This window comes from Actinokineospora globicatena, assembly GCF_024171945.1.
Classification (GTDB): Bacteria; Actinomycetota; Actinomycetes; order Mycobacteriales; family Pseudonocardiaceae; genus Actinokineospora; species Actinokineospora globicatena.
Genome location: NZ_JAMTCR010000007.1, coordinates 59069 through 80928, shown reverse-complemented (window position 1 = coordinate 80928; position 21860 = coordinate 59069). Strand labels below are relative to the sequence as shown.

Below are 21860 nucleotides of genomic sequence, written 5' to 3'. Positions count from 1 at the left end.
GGCGGAACCGGCCAGGACCGGTGGCGGGTTTCGCTACGATGCCTGCGCTGTTTCGCAGGCCGGACGAGAGGTTTCCCGTGAGCGCGAATGTCGAGACGCTCGAGTTTCAGTCCGAGGCTCGCCAGTTGCTGCAGTTGATGATCCATTCGATCTACTCGAACAAGGACACCTTCCTGCGCGAACTGGTCTCCAACGCCTCGGACGCGCTGGACAAGGTGCGGTTGGAGGCGTTCCGTGACAAGGAACTGCAGGCTGACACCGACGACCTGCACATCGCCCTTGAGCTCGACCCGGCGGCGCGCACGCTGACCGTGCGCGACAACGGGATCGGGATGAGCAGGGACGAGGTGGTGTCGCTGATCGGCACCATCGCCAAGTCCGGGACCGCGGAGTTCCTGCGCAAGCTCAAGGAGAACCAGGGCGGGCAGGACCAGCTCATCGGCCAGTTCGGCGTGGGCTTCTACGCCAGCTTCATGGTGGCCGACAAGGTCACCCTGGTGACCCGCAGGGCCGGGCAGGACGAGGGCACCCGCTGGGAGTCCACCGGCGAGGGCACCTACACCGTGGAGCCGGTCGCCGACGCCCCGCAGGGCACCGCGGTGACGCTGCACCTCAAGCCCGAGGACACCGAGGAGCACCTGCACGACTACGCCTCCCGGGCGAAGGTCGTGGAGATCGTGCGCCGCTACTCCGACTTCATCACCTGGCCGATCCGGGTCGAGCCCGAGGGCGGCGGCGAGCCGGAGGTGGTCAACTCCCGCAAGGCGCTGTGGGCGCGCTCGCAGAGCGAGGTCACCGAGGAGGAGTACACCGAGTTCTACAAGCACGTCAGCCACGACTGGACCGGGCCGCTGGAGACCATCCGGCTCGCCGCCGAGGGCGTGTTCGAGTACCAGGCGCTGCTGTTCCTGCCCCAGCGCGCGCCGTTCGACCTGTTCATGCGCGACCGCAAGCGGGGGGTGCAGCTCTACGTCAAGCGGGTGTTCATCATGGACGACTGCGAGGAGCTGATGCCCGAGTACCTGCGCTTCGTCAAGGGGGTCGTCGACGCGCAGGACCTCTCGCTCAACGTCTCCCGCGAGATCCTGCAGCAGGACCGGCAGATCCAGCTGATGCGCAGGCGACTGGTGCGCAAGGTGCTGTCCACGGTCAAGTCGCTGATGACCGACAAGCCCGACTCCTACGCCACCTTCTGGTCGGAGTTCGGCCGCGCGGTCAAGGAGGGCCTGCTCGACGACGTCGACAACCGCGACGCGATCCTCGACATCGCCTCCTTCGCCTCCACCCACGACCAGGAGAAGCCGACCACGCTGGCCGACTACCTGGCGCGGATGCCCGAGGGCCAGGAGCACGTCTACTACCTGACCGGTGAGTCCCGGTCGGCGCTGGAGAACTCCCCGCACCTGGAGGCGTTCCTGGCCAAGGGCTACGAGGTGCTGCTGCTCACCGACGCCATCGACGAGATGTGGGTCGGCTCGGTGCCCGAGTACAAGGGCAAGAAGCTGCAGTCGGTCGCGAAGGGCCAGGTAGACCTGGACGACGACAAGGACGAGAACGCCGCCAAGGAGCGCGCCGAGGAGTTCGCGGGTCTGCTGGGCTGGCTGACCGAGCAGCTCGGCGACGCGGTCAAGGAGGTCCGGCTGTCCTCGCGGCTGACCACCTCCCCGGCCTGCGTCGTCGGTGACGACTTCGACCTGACCCCCACCCTGGAGAAGATGTACCGGGCGATGGGCCAGGAGATGCCGCAGGTCAAGCGGGTGCTCGAGCTCAACCCGACGCACCCGCTGGTCACCGCGCTGCGCACCGCGCACGCCGAGGACCGCCCCGACCTGGCCGACACCGCCGAGCTCGTCTACGGCATGGCCCTGCTGGCCGAGGGCGGCGACCTGCCGGACCCGACCCGGTTCGTCCGGCTGCTGGCCACCAAGCTGGAGAAGGCGCTGTAGCCACCCCGGTGGGGCGGGCCCGCACCGGGCTCGCCCCACCGGGTGTCAGTCGGCGTCGCGGGCGATCCGCAGTTCCCGCTCGCGCAGCTCGATCAGCACGTCGATCCGGTGCGCCAGCAGCGAGATGGTGTCCTGGCCGACGATGGCCGCCGCGCTGGACACCTCCGCCCCGCTCGCCCTGGCCAGCCGTGACCGGATGTCGCTGAGCTGGGCCTGCCGCGCCACCAACCGGTCCCGCTCGACGATCACCGCGTCCAGCCGGGCGACCTTGGCCGCGATGTCGGTCAGCCCCCGCACGGTCTCCCCGGCCCGCGCGCTGATCGCGGCCGCTGCCTGTTCCGCCGCCGCGAGTTCGGGGGAGAGGTCCTCGAGGCCTCGCGCGAGGGCGATGGTGGTGTGCAGTTCGCGGGTGCCCAGCGTCTCCACGAGGGTGTGCCACGCGGTCGAGTGCGCCATCCGCAACAGGTCGGTGTCCATGTCGCCAACGGCCACCGCCCGGCTGTCCCTGATCGCCCGGTACGACCGCAGGATCTCGTTGGCCTGTTCCCGGGGCACCAAGGGGAAGCCGGTGAAGTCGGCCGCGGAGAGGTACTCCCGCTTGTTGCCCTTGCCCTGGCCACGGACCACCAGTGCGGCGGCGTAGGCCACGACGGCGAGTGCCAGGATCGCGTAGAGGACAGCGGTCGTGCTGCCCTCGCCCTTCTTGACGCCGAGCAGGAACACCCCCGCGACGCCCGCCACGCAGAGGAATGCCCCGAAGAGCACGCCGCCGTCAGCCTTGACTAACCGTTCCTTGAGTGACCCGGAGCTCTTACGCTGACCGGGCGCCTGAAACTCGCGCGTGATGGAGAGGCCGTGCTCGTTCACTGTCGCTCCGATCCCGTCAGCTGATGGCGTAGCCCTCGTCGTCGGCCGGGGCCAGCGCGTCGGCGCGCATGAAGGCGTAGCCGGAGGCGGTGCGGGTCGGGGTACACACGATCCGGTACCTCTCGTTGTCCGTGCCGAGGACCACCCCGACCGCGCGCGGGTAGGTGACGGCCTCGCCCTGCTGCTTGATGACCAACCGGGTGCCGGGGTCGGGTTCGGCGTAGACACCGGCTTTCGGCACCACGACCTCGGTGTGCCCGGTGTCCTCGGCCCGCAGTTCCACCGGCGGGAACGGACTCGGGTACCGCTGCGGGGACAGGTCATCGGCGCCGTCGCGGGAGACGATCATGGTGCCATTCTGCGCCCCCCGGCCCCGGCGGCCGTACGGTGGTGGCCGTGCGAGGGACGGGTGTCGAAGCGCTGGCCATCTCCGCGTGGGCTGGTGGCGCGTTGTTGTTCGACGGCGTCACCTTCACCGCGGGGCCAGGGGAGTGCGTTGTCCTTACCGGGCGCAACGGGTCCGGTAAGTCGACGCTGCTGGGTTGCCTCTATGGCACGCACGAGGTCTCCGCCGGGATTGTCCGGGTCGGTGGGATGACGCCGGACGAGCGGAAGGTGGGTTTCCGCAGGCAGGTCTCCGCGCTGCTCGACGACTCCGCCCTGTTCGACGACCTGACCGCGCGCCAGCACCTCGACCTCCTGCTGCGGTCCTTCCCCGCCGTGGACGGACGCGGGGTCGCGAAGTGGCTCGTCGAGGCGGGCTTGGACGAACGGCCCGATGTACCCGCGATCGGCCTGTCGGCGGGCCAGCGGCGACGGCTGTTGCTCATCGGGGCCGTTGCCCGTCACCACGGCGTCCTCCTGTTGGACGAACCCGAACGCGCGCTCGACACCGCGGGCCGCGAGTGGCTGACGGGCCTCATCGCCGCGGACCTCCGGCGCGGGGCGGCGGTCGTGGTCGCCAGCCACCACCGGCGGCTGGCGGAGCGCGTCGGTGCGACCGAGGTCGATCTCGGGTGAGTGACACCGTGAGTCGGGCGCTGGCCGTCGTTCTCGCTGTGGGTATTGGTGGAGCGCCGTTCTACCAGCCGGAAGCCACCCGGGACGCTCTTGTGGGTGACACGGTCCCGCCCTCGAACGCCGCCCTCGTGGTGGTGTGCCTCGGTGTCGCGGTCGCGTGGTGGTCGACGCAGGGGCGCGGCTACCTGTGGGCGGATCCGGCCAAGCTGACCTGGGACGACCTCACCGCGCCGAGGTCCGCCGCGCTGAGCAGGCGACTCACACTCGGGTGGGCCGCGAGGTGGGCCGCTCTCGCGTACGGCGCCGCCGTTTCGGGTGTTGTGCTCGGCTGGGACGGATTCCTCTATGCGGCAATCCTTTCCGCCGCTTTTGGCTTCTTGGCGCTATCGGCCGCACGCGTGCGTTCGCCAGGGGTATGGGAGAGCGCCCTCCCGCTTCTGTTGGCAGCCCTAGGCTCTTATGCTGCCTTCCGAATCCCGCTCGTGGTCAGCTCGGGGCTAGCGTTCGTCGGTGGCTTTTTGTTGCTGCGTAGGCAACCGCTCGCCGAGGCCGTCGGTCGCCAAGAACTGGTGCGCAACTTCGCCGCCCGGATGACCCAGCGCGTCTCGGTCGCGTTCCTGGACGTTTGGGGTCTGCTCCCGCCCGCGCGACCTCTTGCCCTACGAGGGATCTTCGCCCGTAGACCGATCCTGCTGCGTTACTTGCTCGCTGGGGTCTTGGCCCGCCCGAGAGCGTTGGTCGGAGCGGCGTTGATAGCCGTGATCGCGGCCGCTCTCCACCGCGTCTTCCCGGCAGTTCCCCCTGTCTGGTGGACCGCCATCGGTGGCTATCTAGCGGCGATCCCGTTCGCGGCGCCAGTCGCCCAACTCCGCCGTACGCCCGGTCTTCGCCGTTGGCTCAACCACTCCACGCTCACTGTCAAGCTCACCGCTGCCGCCGTGCTCGCCTTGGTGGCGGCCCTGTGGCTGGCCGCCGTGACCGCGCTCGGCATCGACTGGACGACCACGTCTCTAGTCGCGGTACCGCTAGCGGCCGCTGCTGCCGTGCGGTCGGTGACCCGCGATCCGATCGACTTCGCCAACGTGGGCATGGTCGACCTCGGCGGCGTGCTGGTTCCCATGGGACTCGTGGTCCAGGTCGCGCGCGGGATCGACGTCCTCGTCCTGGGCGCCGTTCTGCTCGCGGCGGGCCTGGTGCCGGTGGTCGCGGTCCTCTGTGCGGCAGCCTTGCTGAGCTAGCCCGAAAATCCCGGAGCGCAGCGTGCTCGCGCTGGTACCGTGGGTTAACAGCCCCTAGACGCTGCGGGTCGGCTGGGGATCGGCCCGGGAACAGGAGCTCCCATGGCCACGCCGACCACCACGCCCGAGTCGACCGCCACATCGGCCGAGTCGACCAGCACACCCGCGATCCCGACGCAGGGAAAGCCCACCGACGAGCCGCGCTCGTTCCGGCTGCTCGGCCTCCCGCTCGAACTCACCGAACGGGCCGCGGGCTGCCCGTTCGCGCCCGCCACCCGGCTCACCGAGCTGAGCACCACCGGACCGGTGCACCGGGTCGACGGCGTCAACGGGGACGACCTGTGGGTCGTCACCGGGCACGCCGAGGCGCGGGCCGTGCTGTCCGACCCGCGCTTCAGCTCCGACCTGACCCGCTCCACGGTCGCCATGAGCAGGCTGCCGGAGCAGATCCGCGACCAGCTGCTCTCGCCGCGCAACCGCGCGGGCAACTTCCTGGGCATGGACGCGCCCCAGCACACCCGCTACCGCAAGCTGCTCACCGGCCAGTTCACCGTGCGCCGGATGCGGCAGCTGGAGCCCAGGATCGCCGAGATCGTCACCGAGCACCTCGACGCGCTCATCGCCGCCGGGCCCACGGCCGACCTGGTGTCCGCGTTCGCGTTGCCGGTGCCGTCGCTGGTCATCTCCGAGCTGCTCGGCGTGGACTACGCCGACCGGGGCACCTTCCAGCAGCGCACCGCCAAGCTGCTCAACCTCGACACCCCGCTCGACGAGGTCGTCGAGCAGTCCGAGGCGCTGCGCGAGTTCATGCGGGCGCTGATCAGGGCCAAGCGCGCCGAGCCGACCGACGACCTGCTCTCCGGGCTCGTGCACGCCGACCCGGACAACCCGCTCACCGACGACGAGCTCGTCGGCATGGCCAACCTGCTGCTCATCGCGGGCCACGAGACCACCGCGAACATGCTGGCGCTGGGCACCTTCGCGCTGCTGGAGCACCCGGACCAGCTCGCGCTGCTGCGCGACGACCCGGCGCTCACCGCCACCGCGGTGGAGGAGCTGCTGCGCTTCCTGACCATCCTGCACCTGGGCATCCGGCGCACCCCGCTGGAGGAGGTCGAGCTGGCCGGGCACCGGATCCCGCCGGGGGCCAACGTGCTGATCTCCGCCCAGATGGCCAACCTGGACGAGGAGCAGTACGAGGACCCGACCACGCTGGACCTCACCCGGCCGCGGGCCTCGCACCTTGCCTTCGGGCACGGCATCCACCAGTGCCTGGGCCAGCAGCTGGCCAGGGTCGAGATGACGACCGCGTTCACCGAGCTGCTGCGCAGGCTGCCCGGGCTGCGGCTGGCCGTGCCCGCCGACCAGGTGCCGCTGCGCGAGAACATGGCCATCTACGGCGTGCACGAACTCCCGGTCACCTGGGACGCCGCGCGGGCGTGAGCGGGGACCTCAGCTGGTGCTGATCGCCTGCGCCGGGCAGGTGTGGACGGCCTCGAGCACGTCCCGCTCCTGTTCCGGCGCGGGCTCCGCGCGCAGCAGCACCACGGTCCCGTCGTCCTCGCTCTGGTCGAACACGTCCGGCTGGGTGAGCACGCACATGCCCGACCCGACGCACCGCTGGTTGTCCACCACGACCCTCATCGACCGACCTCCCCCGAGATGGCGCTACCCCACCATCATGCACCCGGAGCGCCCGGTCGAGCACGCCCCGTGCTCACTGGACCCGGCCGCCTACCCAGACCGGCTGCTCACCAAGAGCCGGCGACCTGGTGCACCGCGGCGTTGAGCCGGTTCCACACGTTGATGTTGGCGATGGCCACCAGCAGCGCCGAGGCTGCGCGCTCGTCGTAGTGCTCCCGGACCCGCGCCCACAGCTCGTCCGGCACCGGGTTCGCCGAGTCGGCCAGCCGGGTCAGCACCTCGGTCAGCTCCAGCGCGACCCGCTCGGGCTCGGTGAAGAACGGCGCCTCCCGCCACGCCGCGACGGTGAACAGCCGCTCGTCGCTCTCCCCGGCCTTGCGCATGTCCCGCGCGTGCATGTGGACGCACGCGCTGCACCCGTTGACCTGGCTCGCGCGCAGCTTCACCAGCTCGATGGTGGACTCCGGCACCCCCTGGCCCGACGCCGCGTCGCCGAAGGCGAGCAGGGCCCTCATGGCCTCGGGGAGGATGACGGCCGGGTTGTCCATTCGCGCCTGCATGTCTGCTACCTCCGGGTTTTCGTCGCTGTCACGGGGAAGACGGGGCGACGCAGGCGGGCGTGACAGCTCAGTTCTTGCTGGGCGTGTGATCCACGACACCGGCAGGTGCGGGGTAGGGGACCAGCTTGCCGATCTTGCGCTCCCGCCGCGGCGCCCGGGCGCCCGCGTCCGGGAAGACCCACTTCTTGAAGGCCCACCACCGGAACAGCATCGCGATGACCGTGCCCACGATGGACCCGAACAGGAAGTCGGCGACCTCTTGCGACACCGCGCTCACGTGTGGCTGCTCCAGGTCGAACACGTACCGCGAGACATACAGCGGTGCGGTGTAGAAGAACAGCGAAGCTCCGCTGATGGCGAAGAACAGCGCCGCCTCGTGGTGCCGCTCCCGGCCGCCGCGGGTGTCGAACGACCACTCGCGGTTGAGGATGTACGACACGATCGTGGCCAGGATGACCCCGATGGCCTTGGCCGCGACCGGCTTCGGCTCCAGCACCGTCAGCTTCAGCAGGTACCAGGTCCCGTTGTCCACCAGGTAGGCGACGCTGCCGACCGCGGCGAACTTCAGCAGCTCGCGGTGCTTGAGCGCGAGCGGCCGCACCCTGGCGGGCAGCACGCGCAACACCGCGTCACGAAGTGGCATGCGCCAAGGCTAGCCGACCCCGACCCCGGGGGAACCGCGCGAACGCAAATTGGTCCAGACCTATTACCCGGGTCCGGCTGAGGTCAGGCGCTCGCGGGGTCCGGTGGCCGCCGGAAACGGGCGGATCGGGCGGACGCGGGACCCGGGGGAGCGCGGTCAGCGGGTCGGGGTCGGGAGGGGGCCCATGGCGTCGTCGGCGCCGACCCGGGTGTCGGAGAGGTCCAGGCCGAGGGTGAAGGCCGCGCGGTGGCCGGGGATGCCGTCGACGTCGGCGGAGGCGGGGGAGAGCAGGAGCTGGTCACCGCCGAGCGCGTAGAGCTGGTCGGTCTTGTTGGTCGTGTCCGCGGGGCCGTGCGGTTGGTAGGGCCCGGTGGCCAGGTATTGGGCGGTGAAGGCATCCGGGAAGTAGAGCTGGGAGGTGAACTCGTAGGCCTTCCCGTCCGTCCCGGTCGTGCGCACCTTGACGTGGGCGTGGACAGTCCTGCCCTCGTACCAGCCGGGGAGGACGGTGGTGAAGTCGACGCGGCCGTCCTGGTCGGCGACGCGCAGGCCGCGCAGGTGGCGGCTGCCCGTGGTGCCCTCGCTGGCGATGTCCGAGTAGTTCCCCGCCGCGTCGCAGTGCCAGATGTCGACGACGGCACCGGGCAACGGCACGCACCGCCCACCGTCGACCCGCAGCACCGTGAGCGTCAGCGCCAACGGGGTCCCGGCCGCGACCACGCCCGTGGCCGGGTCGGACCTGATGTCGGCGCGGTCGAGGCCCTCGTCGACGAAGTAGGGACCCTCCCTCTGCTCCGGCTTGGCCACGCAGTCCACCGGCGGCCGGTCCGGTGTGGAGCACCCGGCCAGGGTGAGCGCGGCGCCCGCGAGGCCGAGCAGGGTCAGGGCTTGCCGTCGGCCAAGGACCCGGCCGACGGGCTCGTCGTCATCGTCCATCCGCGTGCTCAGAGCTCGTGCACGATCCGGCCACCGACCACCGTGAGCGACACCCCGACGTGCGGTAAGTCGGCGGGCGCGACCAGCAGCGGGTTGGCCTCCAGCACGCACAGGTCGGCCACCTTGCCCACCTCGAGCGAGCCCTTCCACGCCTCCGCGCCGTCCTGCACCGCCGGGGTCGTGGTGTAGCCGCGCAGCAGCAGCCGCATCAGCTCGGGGCTCGCCTCGGCGCCCATCCACTCGGCGGCGGCGGCCACCCAGCGCCGCCAGTCCGGCTCGATGACCGGCGCGTCGGAGCTCAGGCACACCCGCACACCCAGCTCCAGCGCCTGGCGCAGCGGCCACGCGGCGGCCACCGCGTCCTCGTCGAGCGCGGCGGCCAGCCACGGCGCGGTGAGCACCGCGATGCCCGGCTGGGTGTTGAGGCCGATGCCCAGCCCCGGCAGCCGCCGCAGCACCTCGGTGCCGACCAGGTCGCCGTGGATGAGGTAGTGCCTGCCCGCCGGGCCATGCGCCTCGATGGCCTCGGCCATCGCCGCGACGGTGGCCTCGATGGACCGGTCGCCGGTGGCGTGCACGCCGATCTGCGCGCCCGCCCGGTGCGCCAGGTCGATCATCTTGCGCAGGTTGGCCTCGCGCTCGGTCGCGTCGGTGCCGTCGACCAGCAGGTGCCCGTGGGTGCCGTCGGCGTAGCAGCGGTGCGTCCACGCCGAGCGCATCGGCGGGATGCCGTCGGCGAAGATCTTCACGCCCGCGATGTTGAGCCAGCTCGGGTCGGTCGCCGGGACCCGGGTGGCCATGCCGCGCTCGAAGTCGGCCAGCGTGCTCGGGCCGTCCAGCTCCCCGAACAGGCGCAGCACGGTGACCCTGGCGCGCAGCAGGCCCTCGGTGGCCATCGCGGCGTACTCGTCGAGCACGCCGGTGGAGAAGCAGCCGGTCTGCCCGCTGTCCTCACCGGGACCCAGGCCCGGCTCGGTGTAGCTGGTGATGCCCAGCGCGGCGATGACGTCGCCCGCGCGCGTGATGGCGGCGCGGCGCTCGGCCGGGGTCTTCAGCTGCGGTGCCTCCCCGCCGCCCGCCATCCCGCCCGAACCGAGCAGCGTCCCCGGCCACAGCGCGCCGAGCCAGGCGCCGTGCAGGTGCGAGTCGTTGATGCCGGGCAGCACCGTGCGGCCGTAGAGGTCCACCACCCGGGTGTCCGGGCCGATGAGGTGCTCGACCTCGCCGAGGGCGACGACCCGACCGCCCGCCACCGCCAGCGCGGTGCTCTCGCTGTCGGCGGCGTCGAAGGTGAGCACCGTGCCACCGGTCAGCACGAGGTCGGCGGTGATCTTGTCGGCCACGGGGTCCTCCGTCAACAGGCGTAGATGAAGCCGGCTCAGTATAGGTCAATCGGACCGGATATCCCCGTTTTTCGTCTATACATGTAGACTAACCGAACGAATTCGTGCCCGAGGAGGAGCTATGGCGCAGGTCAACGGCATGCCGGTCCGGCCGCTGGGGCCAGGGGGGCCGCAGGTGTCGCTGTTCGGTCTCGGATCGTGGAACACCTGGGACCGGATGACCCCCGAGGACGCCGTCGTGCTGCTGCGCCGCGCGGTGGCCGCCGGGGTGACGCTGTTCGACGTCGCGCACTACAACATGGGCCCGCACGCCGAGCAGGCCCGCACGGACATCATCTTCGGTGAAGTCGTCCGCGCCGCCGGTCTCGACCGCGCCGACTACCACCTCTGCGGCAAGCTGTGGCTGTGGGAGTACCCCACGACCAGCTTCGAGCAGCAGATGACCACCTCGCTCGAGCGGATCGGCACCGACCGCGCCGACAGCGTCGTGGTGGGCGACTACATGTCCCCGCCCGACATCGAGCGGATCGTCACCGACGTCAACGAGCAGATCCGCGCGGGCCGCTTCGCCGTGTGGGGCGTCAACAACTGGGTCGCCGCGGACCTGGCCAGGGCGCTGGACTTCGCCGCGGCCGAGGGCATGGTCGGGCCGATCTTCGCGCAGCTCAAGTACAGCATCGCCCGGCGCACCATGGCCGAGGGCCCGTTCTACCTCCCGCACTTCACCGAGGGCCGGTTGGCGCTGCAGGCCTCCGACGTCTTCGAGGGCGGCATCCTCGCGGGCCGGAAGTTCCCCGAGCGCAAGATCGGCGCCGACCCGGGCGGCATCCGCGACCGCGTCCGCGCGGCCGCCGACGTCGTCGCCGAGGTCGCCAAGGCGCACGACGCCACCGCCGCCCAGGTCGCCATCGCCTTCTGCCTGCTCAACCCGGCCGTGTCCAACGTCCTGTTCGGCGTGAGCCGCCTGGAGCAGCTGGAGGACAACCTCGCCGCGATCCGCCTCGCCGACGAGCACGGCCCCGCCCTGCGCACCGCGCTCGACCCCCTGTGGGCCGACAAGGCGATCAACGCCGACGGCTCCTGGTAGTTCCCCCGCACCTCGGCCGGACCGTGTGCCCCGCGGTCCGGCCGACCCATGTGCGGAACTGATGGCCTAGCCTTATGTCCTCTGTGGACGTTAAGCGCCGCACCCTGGCCGTGCTTCGCGGGGTGTGGCGCGCAGGCCCAGCCGTGCGGCCAGAAGGCGATGTCCCGGCCGTCGCGTCTGCGGCCGGTGTCGCCAACCCGGAGGTGCCCGGTCGGGCGGTGGCGTGATCCCATGATCACCTTAGCGGCGGCGGGCGGGAATCGGCAGACCCGTTCGGCGGTGATCGGTGCTCGTCCGCGCGCACCTGTGGTCCGCGGTGTGCCGGGCACCCCGGGTGCGTCTACGGTTGGCGATCTGGACACCGCCTCCTGACCCCGGGCGTGACTTCCGGGCCGGTCGGCGTGGCACTCCTCGATGGCGGCACTCGTGGTCGCCGGAGATGGGGCGGGTGGGGGACCTGCCTGTCGAACAGGTCCCCCACCCGGTATCGCCTGGCGCCCAGCGCTTTTCGGACTTCCCGGTGGACGAACCCGTTGTCGCGCGGCCGGTGCGGGTCGCCGTCGGCGGCTACACACCTGGTGTATACACTCGGTGCGTAGTGACAGGCGCGCGGTGGGGGTGGGGCGTGGTTCTCGGTTGGCGTGGGCGAGGTTCGTGCTCGTGGTGCTCGCCATCGCCGCCTGTGTCGGGCTCGTGCTGGTCGCGGTGCCCGCTCTCGCCGTGGTCCCGGGCCTGCGGTGGGTCGCTGAGATGCCGTTGCCGTGGAGCGTGATCGCGGCGGTGTCGGCGGTCGTGCTGACACTGGTCGTCGGCGCCGTGCTGGCTGGTACGCGCGGTGTCCTCATCGAACCGCTCGGCGTGGTCCGGCAGGCGACCCCCGTGCGGCGACAGCTGTGGTGGCGGTTGGTGCCGCTGGTGGCGGGTGCCGCTCAGCTCGGCGCGGTCACCACCGGGCTGGCGACGGACATCCTGCTGATCGTGCTCATCGTGCCCGCGGGCGTGCTGTGCCTGGTGCTATCCGTACCTGCTCTGCTCCCGTGGCTCGTCTAGCGCTTCGTCGCCGGTCCCGGGGCGGGTGGTGGCGTTGTCGCTGCTGTGGCAGAACCTGCTGCCGATGGGGATCGGCGTCGTGCTCGCCGATCTCGCCGGGGTCGGCGCGGGTGCCGTTGTCGCACACCGGTTCGACGCGCCCACGGCCGTCGACTGGGCTTTCGTCGGCGCGGTCGACGGCGCGGGGGTGGTCGTGGTCCTCGTCGCCACCGCGCTGTCGCTGCCCGTGCTGCGCGCGAGCGCCCACGTGCGCGGGTTGCGCGACCGGTGAGCCGAAGGGGGACCGCCGCCATACACAGAATGCGTCCATACAGTGAATACGAGCGGGGTCCTGGCTGGACCGCCGCGCGCGGCCAACCAGGGTTCCACTGTGGACGGACGACCGCCCTGGCGCGCTAGGCCGTGGTGATCCGCTCGAAGAAGGTGTCCAGGTGGGCTTTCTGCAGCTTGCGGGTGGAGTACCTGGCGCCGACCAGGCTCATCACGTTGGCGCCCGCGTGCAGCAGCACCAGCTCGTCGACCAGCTGCGCGTCGGGGATGGACGTGCGGATGTCGCCCTCGGCGCGGGCGCGGCGGATGTGCGTGGCCAGCAGTCCGCGCCAGGCCTTGAGGTGGGTGAGGTAGCGGTCGTGCAACCGCTTGTTCGACAGCGACATCTCCCAGAACGCGAGCAGGACTCGCCCCGCGGTCACCCGCTTGGCGTCCAGCGGCATGGTGACATCGCACAACGCGCGCAGCGCCTCGAGACCCGACTGCCCCGCTGAGACATCCACCTGGGTGTCCAGTTGCGCGAGCGCCCGCTCGAAGGTGGCCTCCACCAGCACGTCCTTGCTGGGGAAGTACCGCTTGAGCGCCCCGTTGGCGAACCCGGCGGCCTCGGCGATCTCGCGCATGGTGGCGGCTTCCAGGCCGCCCCGCATGATCAGGCCCCAGGTCACCTCCACGATGTGCGCGCGACGCTCGTCGTGGTCGATGACCTTGGGCATCGTGCTCCTTCGGGTGTGTCGGCCGATCAGTCGCGGTAGTGTAACGGTCAACTGGTCCGGTGTGCGCACACATCCGGGGGACTCGCGCCGGATTTCCGCCGACCGGGGGTCCCCGCCGTCCACTGGGAACGTCCACGCCCGGGGACGCACCGGCGCTCACCTGCCCAAAGCCCACCCCACCCCGGGGACCGCGAGCCGGGCGGCCACGTCGGCCTCCTTCACCACGATGCGCACCGGCGCGTAGTCGGCCGGGTCGATGCCGCGGTAGCCGTGCCGCACCACGCCGTCGTGCACCCGTTCGGACACCACCAGCACCAGGTCCGCGTCCGTGCGCGCCAACTCCCGGTACAGCGGCTCGCCCGCGACCAACCGGCAGGCCAGGTTCACATCGGCCGACACCCAGCCGGTCCTGGCCAGCAGCACCTCACCCGCGTGCACCGCCACCCGCAGCCGGATCCGCGGCCCCGCCCCCGCGTTGTGCGCCAGCAACCCGGCCACCAGCGCCGGGACCAGCGGGTCGAGCAGGTCCACCTTGGACACCGACGGCGGCACCAGGATGATCATCCCGTCCCCCCGGTCGGCCACCGCCAACCGCCACCAGGCGATCCCGGCGCGCCGGAACGCCCGCTTGACCAGCCGCTGCAACGCCACCCGCGCCCGCAACTGGGCCAGGTTCCCCCACTTCGACGACCCCACCATGTCCACGACCACGATGGACCGGTGCTCCGGCCGAACCCGCCGCTCACGCATCACGTCCCGCTCCTCCCACGTCCCGGGTGCCCCTGACCTGGAAGTGGCGGACCGAACCGGATCCTCCCCGCGTCCGGGCGAAAAAAAATCGGGGGCCGGTCGCGGTGACCGACCCCCGGGGCGTCCGGCTCAGCGGTCCCGACCGACGCGCGCTCAGCAGTCGCGGCCGACGCGCACGTCGAGGATGCGGACCGGCCGCTTGGGCGCGCCGTCGGTCGCGCCGTCCGGGGTGATGCCCGCGGCGACGATCCGGTCGAGGACGTCCATGCCGCGGGTCACGTGGCCCAATACGGTGTAAACAGGGCTGATGTTGGCCACCGAGTGCACGATGAACCACTCGCTGCCGTTGGTGCCGGGCCCCTGGTTGCCCATCGCGATGGTGCCGCGCGGGTAGGTCTCCTCGCCGGTCACCTCGTCGTCGAACTTGTAGCCGGGCCCGCCCTCCTCGGCGCGGTAGATGTCACCGCACTGCAGCACGCCGAGCCGCGGGCTGTTGGTGAGCCGGAAGCACTGCGAGTCGTCGTAGAAGTCGGCCTTGGCCAGGTGCAGCAGGTTGTGCACCGCGCAGGGCGCGTTGTCGCGGTCGAGCACCAGGTCCAGCCTGCCGTAGTTGGTGCGGATGGTGATCTCCACATCGCCGCGCGCCTTGGCCTTGGCCTTGGGCACGGTGACCGGGCGGGCCGCCGGGTTCTCCGGGGTGGGGGTGAACTGGCACCGCACGTGCCCGCCGCCACCGGTCAGGGCGGGGGTGGGCGCGGCGACAGCGGGGACGGCGGGCAGGGTCGTGGCCGCCAGCGCCAGGGCAGCGACAACCAGGATTCGCTTCATGCCTCGCACGCTAGCGGCCAGCGCAACCCCCACCCGGTCGCGGAAACGGTTCAGCTGAGCCAGTGCGGGTCCGGGATCGCCTTCGACAGCACCGGCGCGACCTCCGACTGGAACAGCTCCAACGTGGCCCGGTGCTGCGCGGGGGTGAGCCCGTCGCGGTCGGCGCTGATGTGCAGCACCTGGTGCCCGAACCGCTCGTGGTAGCGCCCGACCTTGTCCACGACCTGCTCCGGCGAGCCCACCAGCGCCGAACTGCGCTCGACGAAGTCCTCCAGCGTCGTGAACACCGGCTCCAACCCCAGCCGCAGCTGCAGGTTCTGCCTGGCCTCGAACACCGGCCGGTACACCGCCAGCGCCTCCTGCGAGGTCGGTGCCACGTAGAACCCGGCCGTACCAGCGCCGACGATCGCCTTCGCCGGGTTGTGGCCGTAGTGCGCCCACCGCTGCCGGTAGTGCTCGATCAGCTCCGCGTACGGCTCGATCGGGTTGGTCACGTTCGCCGAGAACAGCGGGTCGCCCCACCTCGCGGCGAGGTCGACCGACTCGCGGCTGGTCGCGCTGCCGTGCCACACCCGGATCGGCTGCTGCAACGGCTTCGGCCAGACCTCGGCGTCGACCAGGTCCGGTCGGAACTGGCCCGACCAGGTGACCTTGTCCTCCCGCCACAGCCGCCGGAACAGCTCGTAGCCCTCGGCGTTGCGGTCCCACTGGTCCTCGGGCGTGACGTGGAACAGCTCCCGCTGCGCGCTGCCGTTGCCCTTCCCGATGATCAGCTCGAGCCTGCCGTCGGACAGGTTGTCCAGCGTCGCGTAGTCCTCGTAGGCGCGCACCGGGTCGAGCAGGCTCAACGTGGTGACCGCCGTGAACAACCGGATCCGGGACGTGCGGGCGGCGATGTTGCTCAGCACCACCGGCGGCGACGACGAGATGAACGGCCGCTCGTGCCGCTCACCCACGCCGTAGCCGTCGAACCCCAGTTCCTCGGCCAGCACCGCGGTGTCGACGACCTCGCGGAACCGGTCACGCGGGCTGAGCTGGATGCCGGTGACCGGGTCCGCGGTGTAGGTGATCAGCGTGATCAGCAGGAACTTCACGCCGGACCGCCGTCGAGCCCGAGGTGCTCGCGCAGCGTCGTGCCGGTGTAGTCCGCGCGGAACACCCCGCGCTCCTGCAGCAGCGGCACGACCGTGTCGGCGAACTCGTCCAACCCGCCCGGGGTCACGTGCGGCACCAGGATGAACCCGTCGCTGGCGTCGGCCTGCACCAGCTCGTTGATCCGCTCCGCCACGGTGGCCGCCGAGCCGACGAAGGTCTGCCGCCCGCCGACCTGGATGATCAGGTCGCGGATGGACAGGTTCTTCTCCTCGGCCAGCGCCCGGTACTCGCGCGCGGTGGCCAGCGGGTCGCGGTGCATCCGCACGCTGGCCCGGCCCTTGGCGATGGTGTTCTCGCCGACCACCGGGTCGAACTCCGGCAGCGGGCCGTCGGGGTCGTAGCCGGACAGGTCGGCGTTCCACAGCTGCTCGAGCAGCTTGATCGCGGTCTGCCCGCTGACCTGCTGGCGGCGCACCACGACCGCGCGCTCCTGGGCGTCGGCGTCGGTGTCGCCGAGCACGAACGTCGCCGCGGGCAGCACGACCAGCTGCTCCGGGGTCCGCCCGTACTTGGGCAGCCGCCCCTTGACGTCGGCGTAGAACTTCTGCCCGGCCTCCAGCGTGCCGTGCCTGCTGAAGATCGCGTCGGCCGAGGCGGCGGCGAACTCGCGGCCGCCGTCGGAGTCGCCCGCCTGCAGGATGACCGGCTTGCCCTGCGGCGAGCGCGGCACCGAGAACCGGCCGGTGATGTCGAAGTGCGCGTCCTGGTGGCGGAACGACCCGGCGGCCGCGTCCCGCAGGAACACCCCGCTCGCCGCGTCGGCCACGACCTCGTCCCCGCGCCAGCTCGCGAACAGCTCCAGCGCGGTGTCCAGGAACGTCTTGGCCCGGTCGTAGCGCTGCTCCTGGGGCAGGAACCCGCCGCGGCGGAAGTTCTCACCGGTGAACGCGTCCCACGAGGTCACCACGTTCCACGCGGCGCGCCCGGCGGAGAGGTGGTCGAGCGAGGCGAACTGCCTGGCCACCTCGTAGGGCTCGTTGAACGTCGAGTTGATCGTCCCGGCCAGGCCGAGCCGCTCGGTGACCGCGGCGAGCGCGGCCAGCACGGTGAACGTGTCCGGCCGCCCGACCACGTCCAGGTCGTAGATCTCGCCGCCCTGCTCGCGCAACCGCAGGCCCTCGGCGAGGAAGAAGAAGTCGAACTTCGCCCGCTCGGCCGTCTGGGCCAGCCGCACGAAGGACTCGAACTCGATGTGGCTGCCCGCCTCCGGGTCGCTCCACACCGTCGTGTTGTTCACCCCGGGGAAGTGCGCCGCGAGGTGGATCTGCTTGACCGGCTTGCTCATCTGCTCGTCCTCCTCAGACCGCGGCGTAGCGGTTGGCTGGCCTGCCGAGACCGAGGTGCCCGCGCAGGGTCTTCGCCTCGTAGTCGGTGCGGAACGCGCCCCGCGAGCGCAGCTCCGGCACCAGGCCCTCGGTGATCGCGGTCAGGTCGTGCGGGATCGCGGCCGGTCGCAGTCGGAACCCGGAGAGCCCGGCGGCGTGGTGGTCGAGCAGGTCGTCGGCCAGCTCGGCCGGGGTACCCACGAAGATCCGGGTGTCAGAGGCGTACTGGGCGCCCGCGAACTCGTCCAGGCGCGCCTTGTGCTCGCGCGCGGCCGCCGCGGTCTCCCCGAGGAACACCACCAGGTCGCCGAACACGTGCAGCGTCTCACTTTCCCGACCCGCCGCGGCCTGCTCCTCGCGCACCACCGCGAGCGTCGACTCGGACTCGGTCCGGTCGGCCGGGGTGATGTAGACGACGTCGGCGGCGCGCGCCGCCAACCGGTACGGGATCACCGCGTGCGCCAACGACGTCACCACGGGCTGCCCCTGCGGCGGCCGCGGCGTGATCGACGGGCCCTTGACCGAGAACCACTTGCCCGCGAAGTCGATGTAGTGCAGCTTGTCGCGGTCGACGAACCGGCCGGTCGCGGCGTCGCGGATCTCCGCGTCGTCCTCCCAGCTGTCCCACAACCGGCGCAGCACCTCGACGTAGTCGGCCGTCTCGTCGAACAGCTCCGACAGCGGGCTCCGCAGGTCGGGGAACTTGGCGTCGGCCAGGTCGACCTCGCCGATCTCGCGCCTGCCGAACAGCGCGCTGTCCTCCTGGGTCCACGCGACCCGCACCCGCACCCCGGCGCGGCCGGAGCTGACGTAGTCGAGCGTGGCGATCGCCTTGGACAGGTGGAACGGCTCGGTGTGGGTGACCACCGCGGTCGGCACGATCCCGATCCGGCTGGTCAGCGGCGCCACCCTGGCCGCGACCAGCACCGAGTCCAGGTGCCCCACCGCCTGGTCGGTCCCGTCCCGCGACGGGTTGAACGGGTCCACCCTCGGCCCGAGCGTGTCCTCGATGGTGACGAAGTCCAGCCGCGCCGCCTCCGCCGCGCGCACCAGGTCGACCCAGTACCCCGCGGTGAGCAACTCGCCAGGACGGGCGTCCGCCGCCCGCCACGCCGCGGGGTGCCAGCCCGCGCCGTCCAACGCCACCGCCAGATGTGGTCCGGTTGTCACCGGCGGCTCCCTTCCCTCGTGATCGTCCCCGGACCGGATTGTGCGCCGGGCGGGGGCGAGGACGGGGGAACGGCCAAGTGGTGGGACGCCGACCAAGAGCGGGAATAAACGGCTACAGCGAAAGACCGGCGTAGAGGTAGGCGCCGGTGTTGGGGTCGGCTACGAGCAGCACGGCCTCGCCCTGGCGCGGCACGGTGATGCGGGGCACCACTGTGCGCAGCGGCAGTGGTCGCCGCGGCCCGGCGTCCAACCTGACCACCAGGTCGACCACCGGGTCGTGGTCGACGACGTGCCCGGTCGCGGTGACCGACTCCACCGTGGCCTTGGTCGCGGGCGCGCCCATGGCCAGCAGGTGCTGCGCGGTCGCGGGCAGCGACGCCGAAGTGGTCTGGGCCACTTGCGCCCCCGCCGCGGAAACCCTTGCCGCACCGGTGTTCGGCTGCCGTTCACCCGCGTGTCGCCCGAGCTTGCGCTCCCGGCCGAACAACCCCATCCGACGTCCCTCCCCGAGGCGTGCGTGGTTCGGACAACCACCACTGAGACTGTCCGAAGTGTACGGCCGGGCGCGGATGGGGCTGCCGCCGGGCGGCTGGGCTCAGCCCGCCATCGCCATCGCCCGCTGCCTGGCCCGGTGCCGCACCGCGTTGACCCGGTTGGCGCACCGGGTGGTGCAGAACTGGCGGTTGCCGCCCTTGGAGATGTCGATGAACACCACCGCGCAGCGGTCGTCGGCGCACCGGCCGAGGCGGTGGCCGCCCTCGTCGCAGAGCACGTAGGCCAGCCCGGTCGCGGTGACCGCGCGGACCCGGTTGACCACGCCCTCGCCCTCGCCGTGGTAGTGCAGGTGCGGTGGCTGGTTGTCGTGGGTGGAGATCATCGGTCGGCTGGCGGCCTGCTGCAGCAGCGCGTTGATCACGTCGACCCGGCGCTGCTGGGACATCTCGCCGAAGGCGGCGTCCAGCTGCTGGGTCCACTGCATGATCCGCGCGGCCTCGGGGCCGCCTGGTTCGGGGAGGGTGGGGGCGTGGCGGTTGATGACGGCGGCCACCTGCTCGCGGTCGAAGGTGCCGCCCCGGCCGAGGTTGACCAGGTCCGCGGCCATCGCCGCGGCCGCTCCGCCATAAGTGTTGAAGCGCATATTGCCATTACTCCACACTCCCGGTGTGTTTGGCAATGACCAACCCGGTGCCGACCTCCCGGGCTTACCCGGTGCTCCGACCGTCCCACGCCGGTCAACCCCCCGCGACCGGTGGTGCCGCGGGCGAGTGGCAGGCAGCGGCCGAATACCCGACGGGGGGCGACGGGGCCGCCGGTGAGCGGGGTGCCGACCCCGGCCGAGCGCGCGGGCGCGGCCAACCCGCTGGTGCTGATGGCGGTCCAGATGCTGAGCCTGCAGGTGGGCGCCGCCGTCGCGGTCGGGCTGATGGCGCACGTGGGCATCGTCGGCGCGGCCTTCGCCAGGGTCGCCCTGGCCTGCGCGGTGGTCGGGGTGCTGCTGCGCCCCCGGCCGCGCGGCGCCGACCGCCGCTCGCTGCTGCTGGCCGCCGCGCTCGGCGTGGTGATCGCGGTGATGAACACCGCCTACTTCGGCGCGGTCGTCCACTTGGGACTCGGGCTCGCGACCACCGTGGAGTACCTCGGGCCGCTGCTGGTCGCGCTGGTCTCGGCCAGGCGGGCGGCGGACCTGCTGTGGTCGCTGGTCGCCGCGTCCGGGGTGGTGCTGATCGCCGGGGTCGGCGAGGTCAGCGCGCTCGGGCTCGCCCTCGGGCTGCTCGCCGCGGGCTGCCGGGCGGGCTACATCCTGCTCACCCGCGCGGTCGGCGGCGTGTTCGAGGGCGCGGCCGGGCTGTTCGTCGCGCTGCTGGTGGGCACCCTGGTCGCCGCGCCGTTCGCCGTGGGCACCCTGCCCGGTTTCGGTGACGTCGGTGTCCTCGGGCTCGCCGCCGCCGTCGCGGTGCTGTCCTCGGCCGTGCCCTACCTGTGCGACATGGCGTCGCTGCGCAGGCTGCGCACCACCTCGTTCAGCGTGCTGCTGGCGCTCTCACCGGCGGTGAGCGCGCTCGCGGGTCTGGTGCTGCTCGGGCAGACCCTCTCCGCGCCGCAGTGGTGCGGCGTGGGCGCGGTCGTGCTGGCGGGGACCGCGAGCGTGCTCACCGCGCCTCGGGTCGGCGAGGAGCCCGGCTGACCCCTCCGCCGGGGCGGCGGGCAGCTGCACCGAGCCGGGGTGTCCGGGCACCGGGTGCGCCCCGACGGGGTGGCTGTGCGGCGGCAGCGCCGCGGTCTCGCGCCCCGCCTGGCACAGCCCGCGCACCGCCCGCTGCAGCGTCGACCCGTCGGCGGTGTCGGTCGCCGAGCGCCAGGCGACCACGAGCTCGGACTCCGCGCCGTCGATCGGCACGAACCTCAGGTCCCGGTGCACCGCGTCCCACTCGGCCAGCCGGGGGCACAGCGCCAACCCGATCCCGGCGGCGACCGCGGCGAGGGTGTCCACCGCGTAGTCGGCGGTGTGCTCGACGAAGCGCATGCCCGCCACCGGGAAGGCGTCCTCCACGCCGATGCGGATCAACCGCTCCGCGCTGACGTCGGTCATCGCCACCGACGCCCGACCGGCCAGCGGGTGGTCCCACGGCACCACCAGGCAGGTCGGCACGACGGCGGCGGTGGCCTCCTCGACGTCGCCGGGGGACTTGGCCAGGTACGGCCGCCACAGCAGCGCGGTGTCGACCTTGCCGTGCCGCAGCTGGTTGAGCTGGTTGCCGAAGTTCGTGTAGGTCGGCACCAGCTGCACCGGTTCCGGCGCCAGCACCCGCGCCGCCCTGGCGATCACCTGCCCGGTGCCCCAGCCGACGTGGCCGATGCGCACCTCCGGCCTGCCCGCCCCCGCGCGCCGCCGCACGTCGGCGAGTCCGGTGTCGAGCACCGAGATCGCCGACGTCGCGACCGCGAGCAGGTCCCGGCCCGCCTCGGTCAGCCGGACCTGGCGGGTGCTGCGGTGGAACAGCCGCAGCCCGATCTCCCGCTCGAACGCGGCGATCTGCTGGCTCAGCGCGGGCTGGCTCAGGTGCAGGTACCGCGCGGCCCGGCCGAAGTGCAGTTCGTCGGCGAGCACCAGGAAGGACCGCACCTTCTCGGTACCCGGGAACCGGTCGCTCACCACCACCGCACCGCCTCGGCGCCGTCCACCGCGACGGGTCCGCCACGACCCCGATCGATGTGTCCGCGCTAATCCGTAGACCCTGCTTGCGAAGTCGCCACCGAAAAGGGCGAGTCGTGGCTCAAAATATCGACGCCGAACTCCACCCGGCTACCGCC

General features: G+C 71.8%; 24 protein-coding genes and 1 pseudogene. 9 read left to right on the top strand and 16 right to left on the bottom strand.

Translation table 11 applies throughout. The features are described from left to right. Window positions 1-77: 77 nt before the first annotated feature. Window positions 78-1946: a molecular chaperone HtpG gene (gene htpG, locus LV79_RS31555; protein ID WP_253841965.1), complete on the top strand. Its 1869-nt coding sequence runs from the start codon at window positions 78-80 to the stop codon at window positions 1944-1946. A gap of 45 nt (window positions 1947-1991) precedes the next feature. Here the strand turns inward: htpG and LV79_RS31550 are convergent, their stop codons facing one another. Next, window positions 1992-2813 (bottom strand): hypothetical protein, encoded by an 822-nt coding sequence (locus tag LV79_RS31550; protein ID WP_253841964.1) that lies wholly within the window; start codon window positions 2811-2813, stop codon window positions 1992-1994. A 16-nt stretch (window positions 2814-2829) separates the two neighbouring features. Then, window positions 2830-3162, bottom strand: a complete 333-nt coding sequence (locus LV79_RS31545) for a hypothetical protein (protein WP_253841963.1) — start codon at window positions 3160-3162, stop codon at window positions 2830-2832. A 47-nt stretch (window positions 3163-3209) separates the two neighbouring features. On the opposite strand from LV79_RS31545, the gene LV79_RS31540 reads away from it, so the two are divergent. From LV79_RS31540 to LV79_RS31530, 3 genes are all read left to right on the top strand, one after another. Further along, entirely contained in the window at window positions 3210-3833 is a 624-nt protein-coding gene (locus LV79_RS31540) for an ABC transporter ATP-binding protein (protein WP_253841962.1), read from the top strand. Continuing rightward, window positions 3830-5071 carry a DUF6297 family protein gene (locus LV79_RS31535; RefSeq protein ID WP_253841961.1) on the top strand — a complete coding sequence of 414 codons (1242 nt, stop codon included), beginning with the start codon at window positions 3830-3832 and terminating at the stop codon, window positions 5069-5071. Before LV79_RS31540 ends, LV79_RS31535 begins: the two co-directional genes overlap by 4 nt. A 102-nt stretch (window positions 5072-5173) precedes the next feature. Further along, the gene (locus LV79_RS31530; protein WP_253841960.1) at window positions 5174-6514 is read left to right on the top strand and encodes a cytochrome P450; all 1341 of its coding nucleotides are present in this window, start codon (window positions 5174-5176) and stop codon (window positions 6512-6514) included. A gap of 9 nt (window positions 6515-6523) precedes the next feature. Here the strand turns inward: LV79_RS31530 and LV79_RS31525 are convergent, their stop codons facing one another. The 5 genes from LV79_RS31525 to LV79_RS31505 form a co-directional block, all read right to left on the bottom strand. Then, entirely contained in the window at window positions 6524-6715 is a 192-nt protein-coding gene (locus LV79_RS31525; RefSeq protein ID WP_253841959.1) for a ferredoxin, read from the bottom strand. 107 nt (window positions 6716-6822) lie between these two features. Further along, window positions 6823-7275 (bottom strand): carboxymuconolactone decarboxylase family protein, encoded by a 453-nt coding sequence (locus tag LV79_RS31520; protein ID WP_253841958.1) that lies wholly within the window; start codon window positions 7273-7275, stop codon window positions 6823-6825. Window positions 7276-7342: 67 nt separating this feature from the next. Beyond that, window positions 7343-7918, bottom strand: a complete 576-nt coding sequence (locus LV79_RS31515) for a GtrA family protein (RefSeq protein ID WP_253841957.1) — start codon at window positions 7916-7918, stop codon at window positions 7343-7345. Window positions 7919-8074: 156 nt separating this feature from the next. Then, window positions 8075-8854 (bottom strand): dioxygenase family protein, encoded by a 780-nt coding sequence (locus tag LV79_RS31510; RefSeq protein WP_253841956.1) that lies wholly within the window; start codon window positions 8852-8854, stop codon window positions 8075-8077. An 8-nt stretch (window positions 8855-8862) separates the two neighbouring features. Further along, complete coding sequence (locus LV79_RS31505) at window positions 8863-10197, bottom strand: amidohydrolase (protein WP_253841955.1); 1335 nt, start codon at window positions 10195-10197, stop codon at window positions 8863-8865. Between the two features lie 121 nt (window positions 10198-10318). On the opposite strand from LV79_RS31505, the gene LV79_RS31500 reads away from it, so the two are divergent. The 4 genes from LV79_RS31500 (at window position 10319) to LV79_RS31485 (ending at window position 12605) form a co-directional block, all read left to right on the top strand. After that, a complete protein-coding gene (locus LV79_RS31500; RefSeq protein WP_253841954.1) occupies window positions 10319-11284 on the top strand; it encodes an aldo/keto reductase in 966 nt (321 codons plus the stop codon). A gap of 74 nt (window positions 11285-11358) precedes the next feature. Then, a complete protein-coding gene (locus LV79_RS31495) occupies window positions 11359-11511 on the top strand; it encodes a hypothetical protein (protein WP_253841953.1) in 153 nt (50 codons plus the stop codon). Between the two features lie 409 nt (window positions 11512-11920). Further along, window positions 11921-12334, top strand: a complete 414-nt coding sequence (locus LV79_RS31490; protein ID WP_253841952.1) for a hypothetical protein — start codon at window positions 11921-11923, stop codon at window positions 12332-12334. Between the two features lie 28 nt (window positions 12335-12362). Then, window positions 12363-12605, top strand: a complete 243-nt coding sequence (locus LV79_RS31485) for a hypothetical protein (RefSeq protein ID WP_253841951.1) — start codon at window positions 12363-12365, stop codon at window positions 12603-12605. A gap of 124 nt (window positions 12606-12729) precedes the next feature. On the opposite strand, the gene LV79_RS31480 is transcribed toward LV79_RS31485, so the two are convergent. The 8 genes from LV79_RS31480 to LV79_RS31445 form a co-directional block, all read right to left on the bottom strand. Next, window positions 12730-13320, bottom strand: a complete 591-nt coding sequence (locus LV79_RS31480; protein WP_253841950.1) for a TetR/AcrR family transcriptional regulator — start codon at window positions 13318-13320, stop codon at window positions 12730-12732. 156 nt (window positions 13321-13476) lie between these two features. Further along, window positions 13477-14070, bottom strand: a complete 594-nt coding sequence (locus LV79_RS31475) for a hypothetical protein (protein ID WP_253842089.1) — start codon at window positions 14068-14070, stop codon at window positions 13477-13479. A gap of 153 nt (window positions 14071-14223) precedes the next feature. Beyond that, window positions 14224-14898, bottom strand: a complete 675-nt coding sequence (locus tag LV79_RS31470) for a peptidylprolyl isomerase (protein ID WP_253841949.1) — start codon at window positions 14896-14898, stop codon at window positions 14224-14226. A 50-nt stretch (window positions 14899-14948) separates the two neighbouring features. Then, window positions 14949-15992, bottom strand: a complete 1044-nt coding sequence (locus LV79_RS31465) for an LLM class flavin-dependent oxidoreductase (RefSeq protein ID WP_253841948.1) — start codon at window positions 15990-15992, stop codon at window positions 14949-14951. Beyond that, entirely contained in the window at window positions 15989-17338 is a 1350-nt protein-coding gene (locus tag LV79_RS31460) for an NtaA/DmoA family FMN-dependent monooxygenase (protein WP_253841947.1), read from the bottom strand. Before LV79_RS31460 ends, LV79_RS31465 begins: the two co-directional genes overlap by 4 nt. Window positions 17339-17351: 13 nt before the next feature. Continuing rightward, window positions 17352-18548, bottom strand: coding sequence for an LLM class flavin-dependent oxidoreductase (locus tag LV79_RS31455; protein WP_253841946.1), 1197 nt, complete (start codon window positions 18546-18548; stop codon window positions 17352-17354). Between the two features lie 112 nt (window positions 18549-18660). Then, entirely contained in the window at window positions 18661-19041 is a 381-nt protein-coding gene (locus LV79_RS31450; RefSeq protein ID WP_253841945.1) for a hypothetical protein, read from the bottom strand. A 102-nt stretch (window positions 19042-19143) separates the two neighbouring features. Next, entirely contained in the window at window positions 19144-19686 is a 543-nt protein-coding gene (locus LV79_RS31445) for a CGNR zinc finger domain-containing protein (protein WP_253841944.1), read from the bottom strand. Between the two features lie 174 nt (window positions 19687-19860). On the opposite strand from LV79_RS31445, the gene LV79_RS31440 reads away from it, so the two are divergent. Beyond that, the gene (locus LV79_RS31440; protein ID WP_253841943.1) at window positions 19861-20733 is read left to right on the top strand and encodes an EamA family transporter; all 873 of its coding nucleotides are present in this window, start codon (window positions 19861-19863) and stop codon (window positions 20731-20733) included. 171 nt (window positions 20734-20904) lie between these two features. Here the strand turns inward: LV79_RS31440 and LV79_RS31435 are convergent. Next, window positions 20905-21672: pseudogene (locus LV79_RS31435) on the bottom strand (LysR family transcriptional regulator); the annotation flags it as partial. Window positions 21673-21860: the final 188 nt, after the last annotated feature.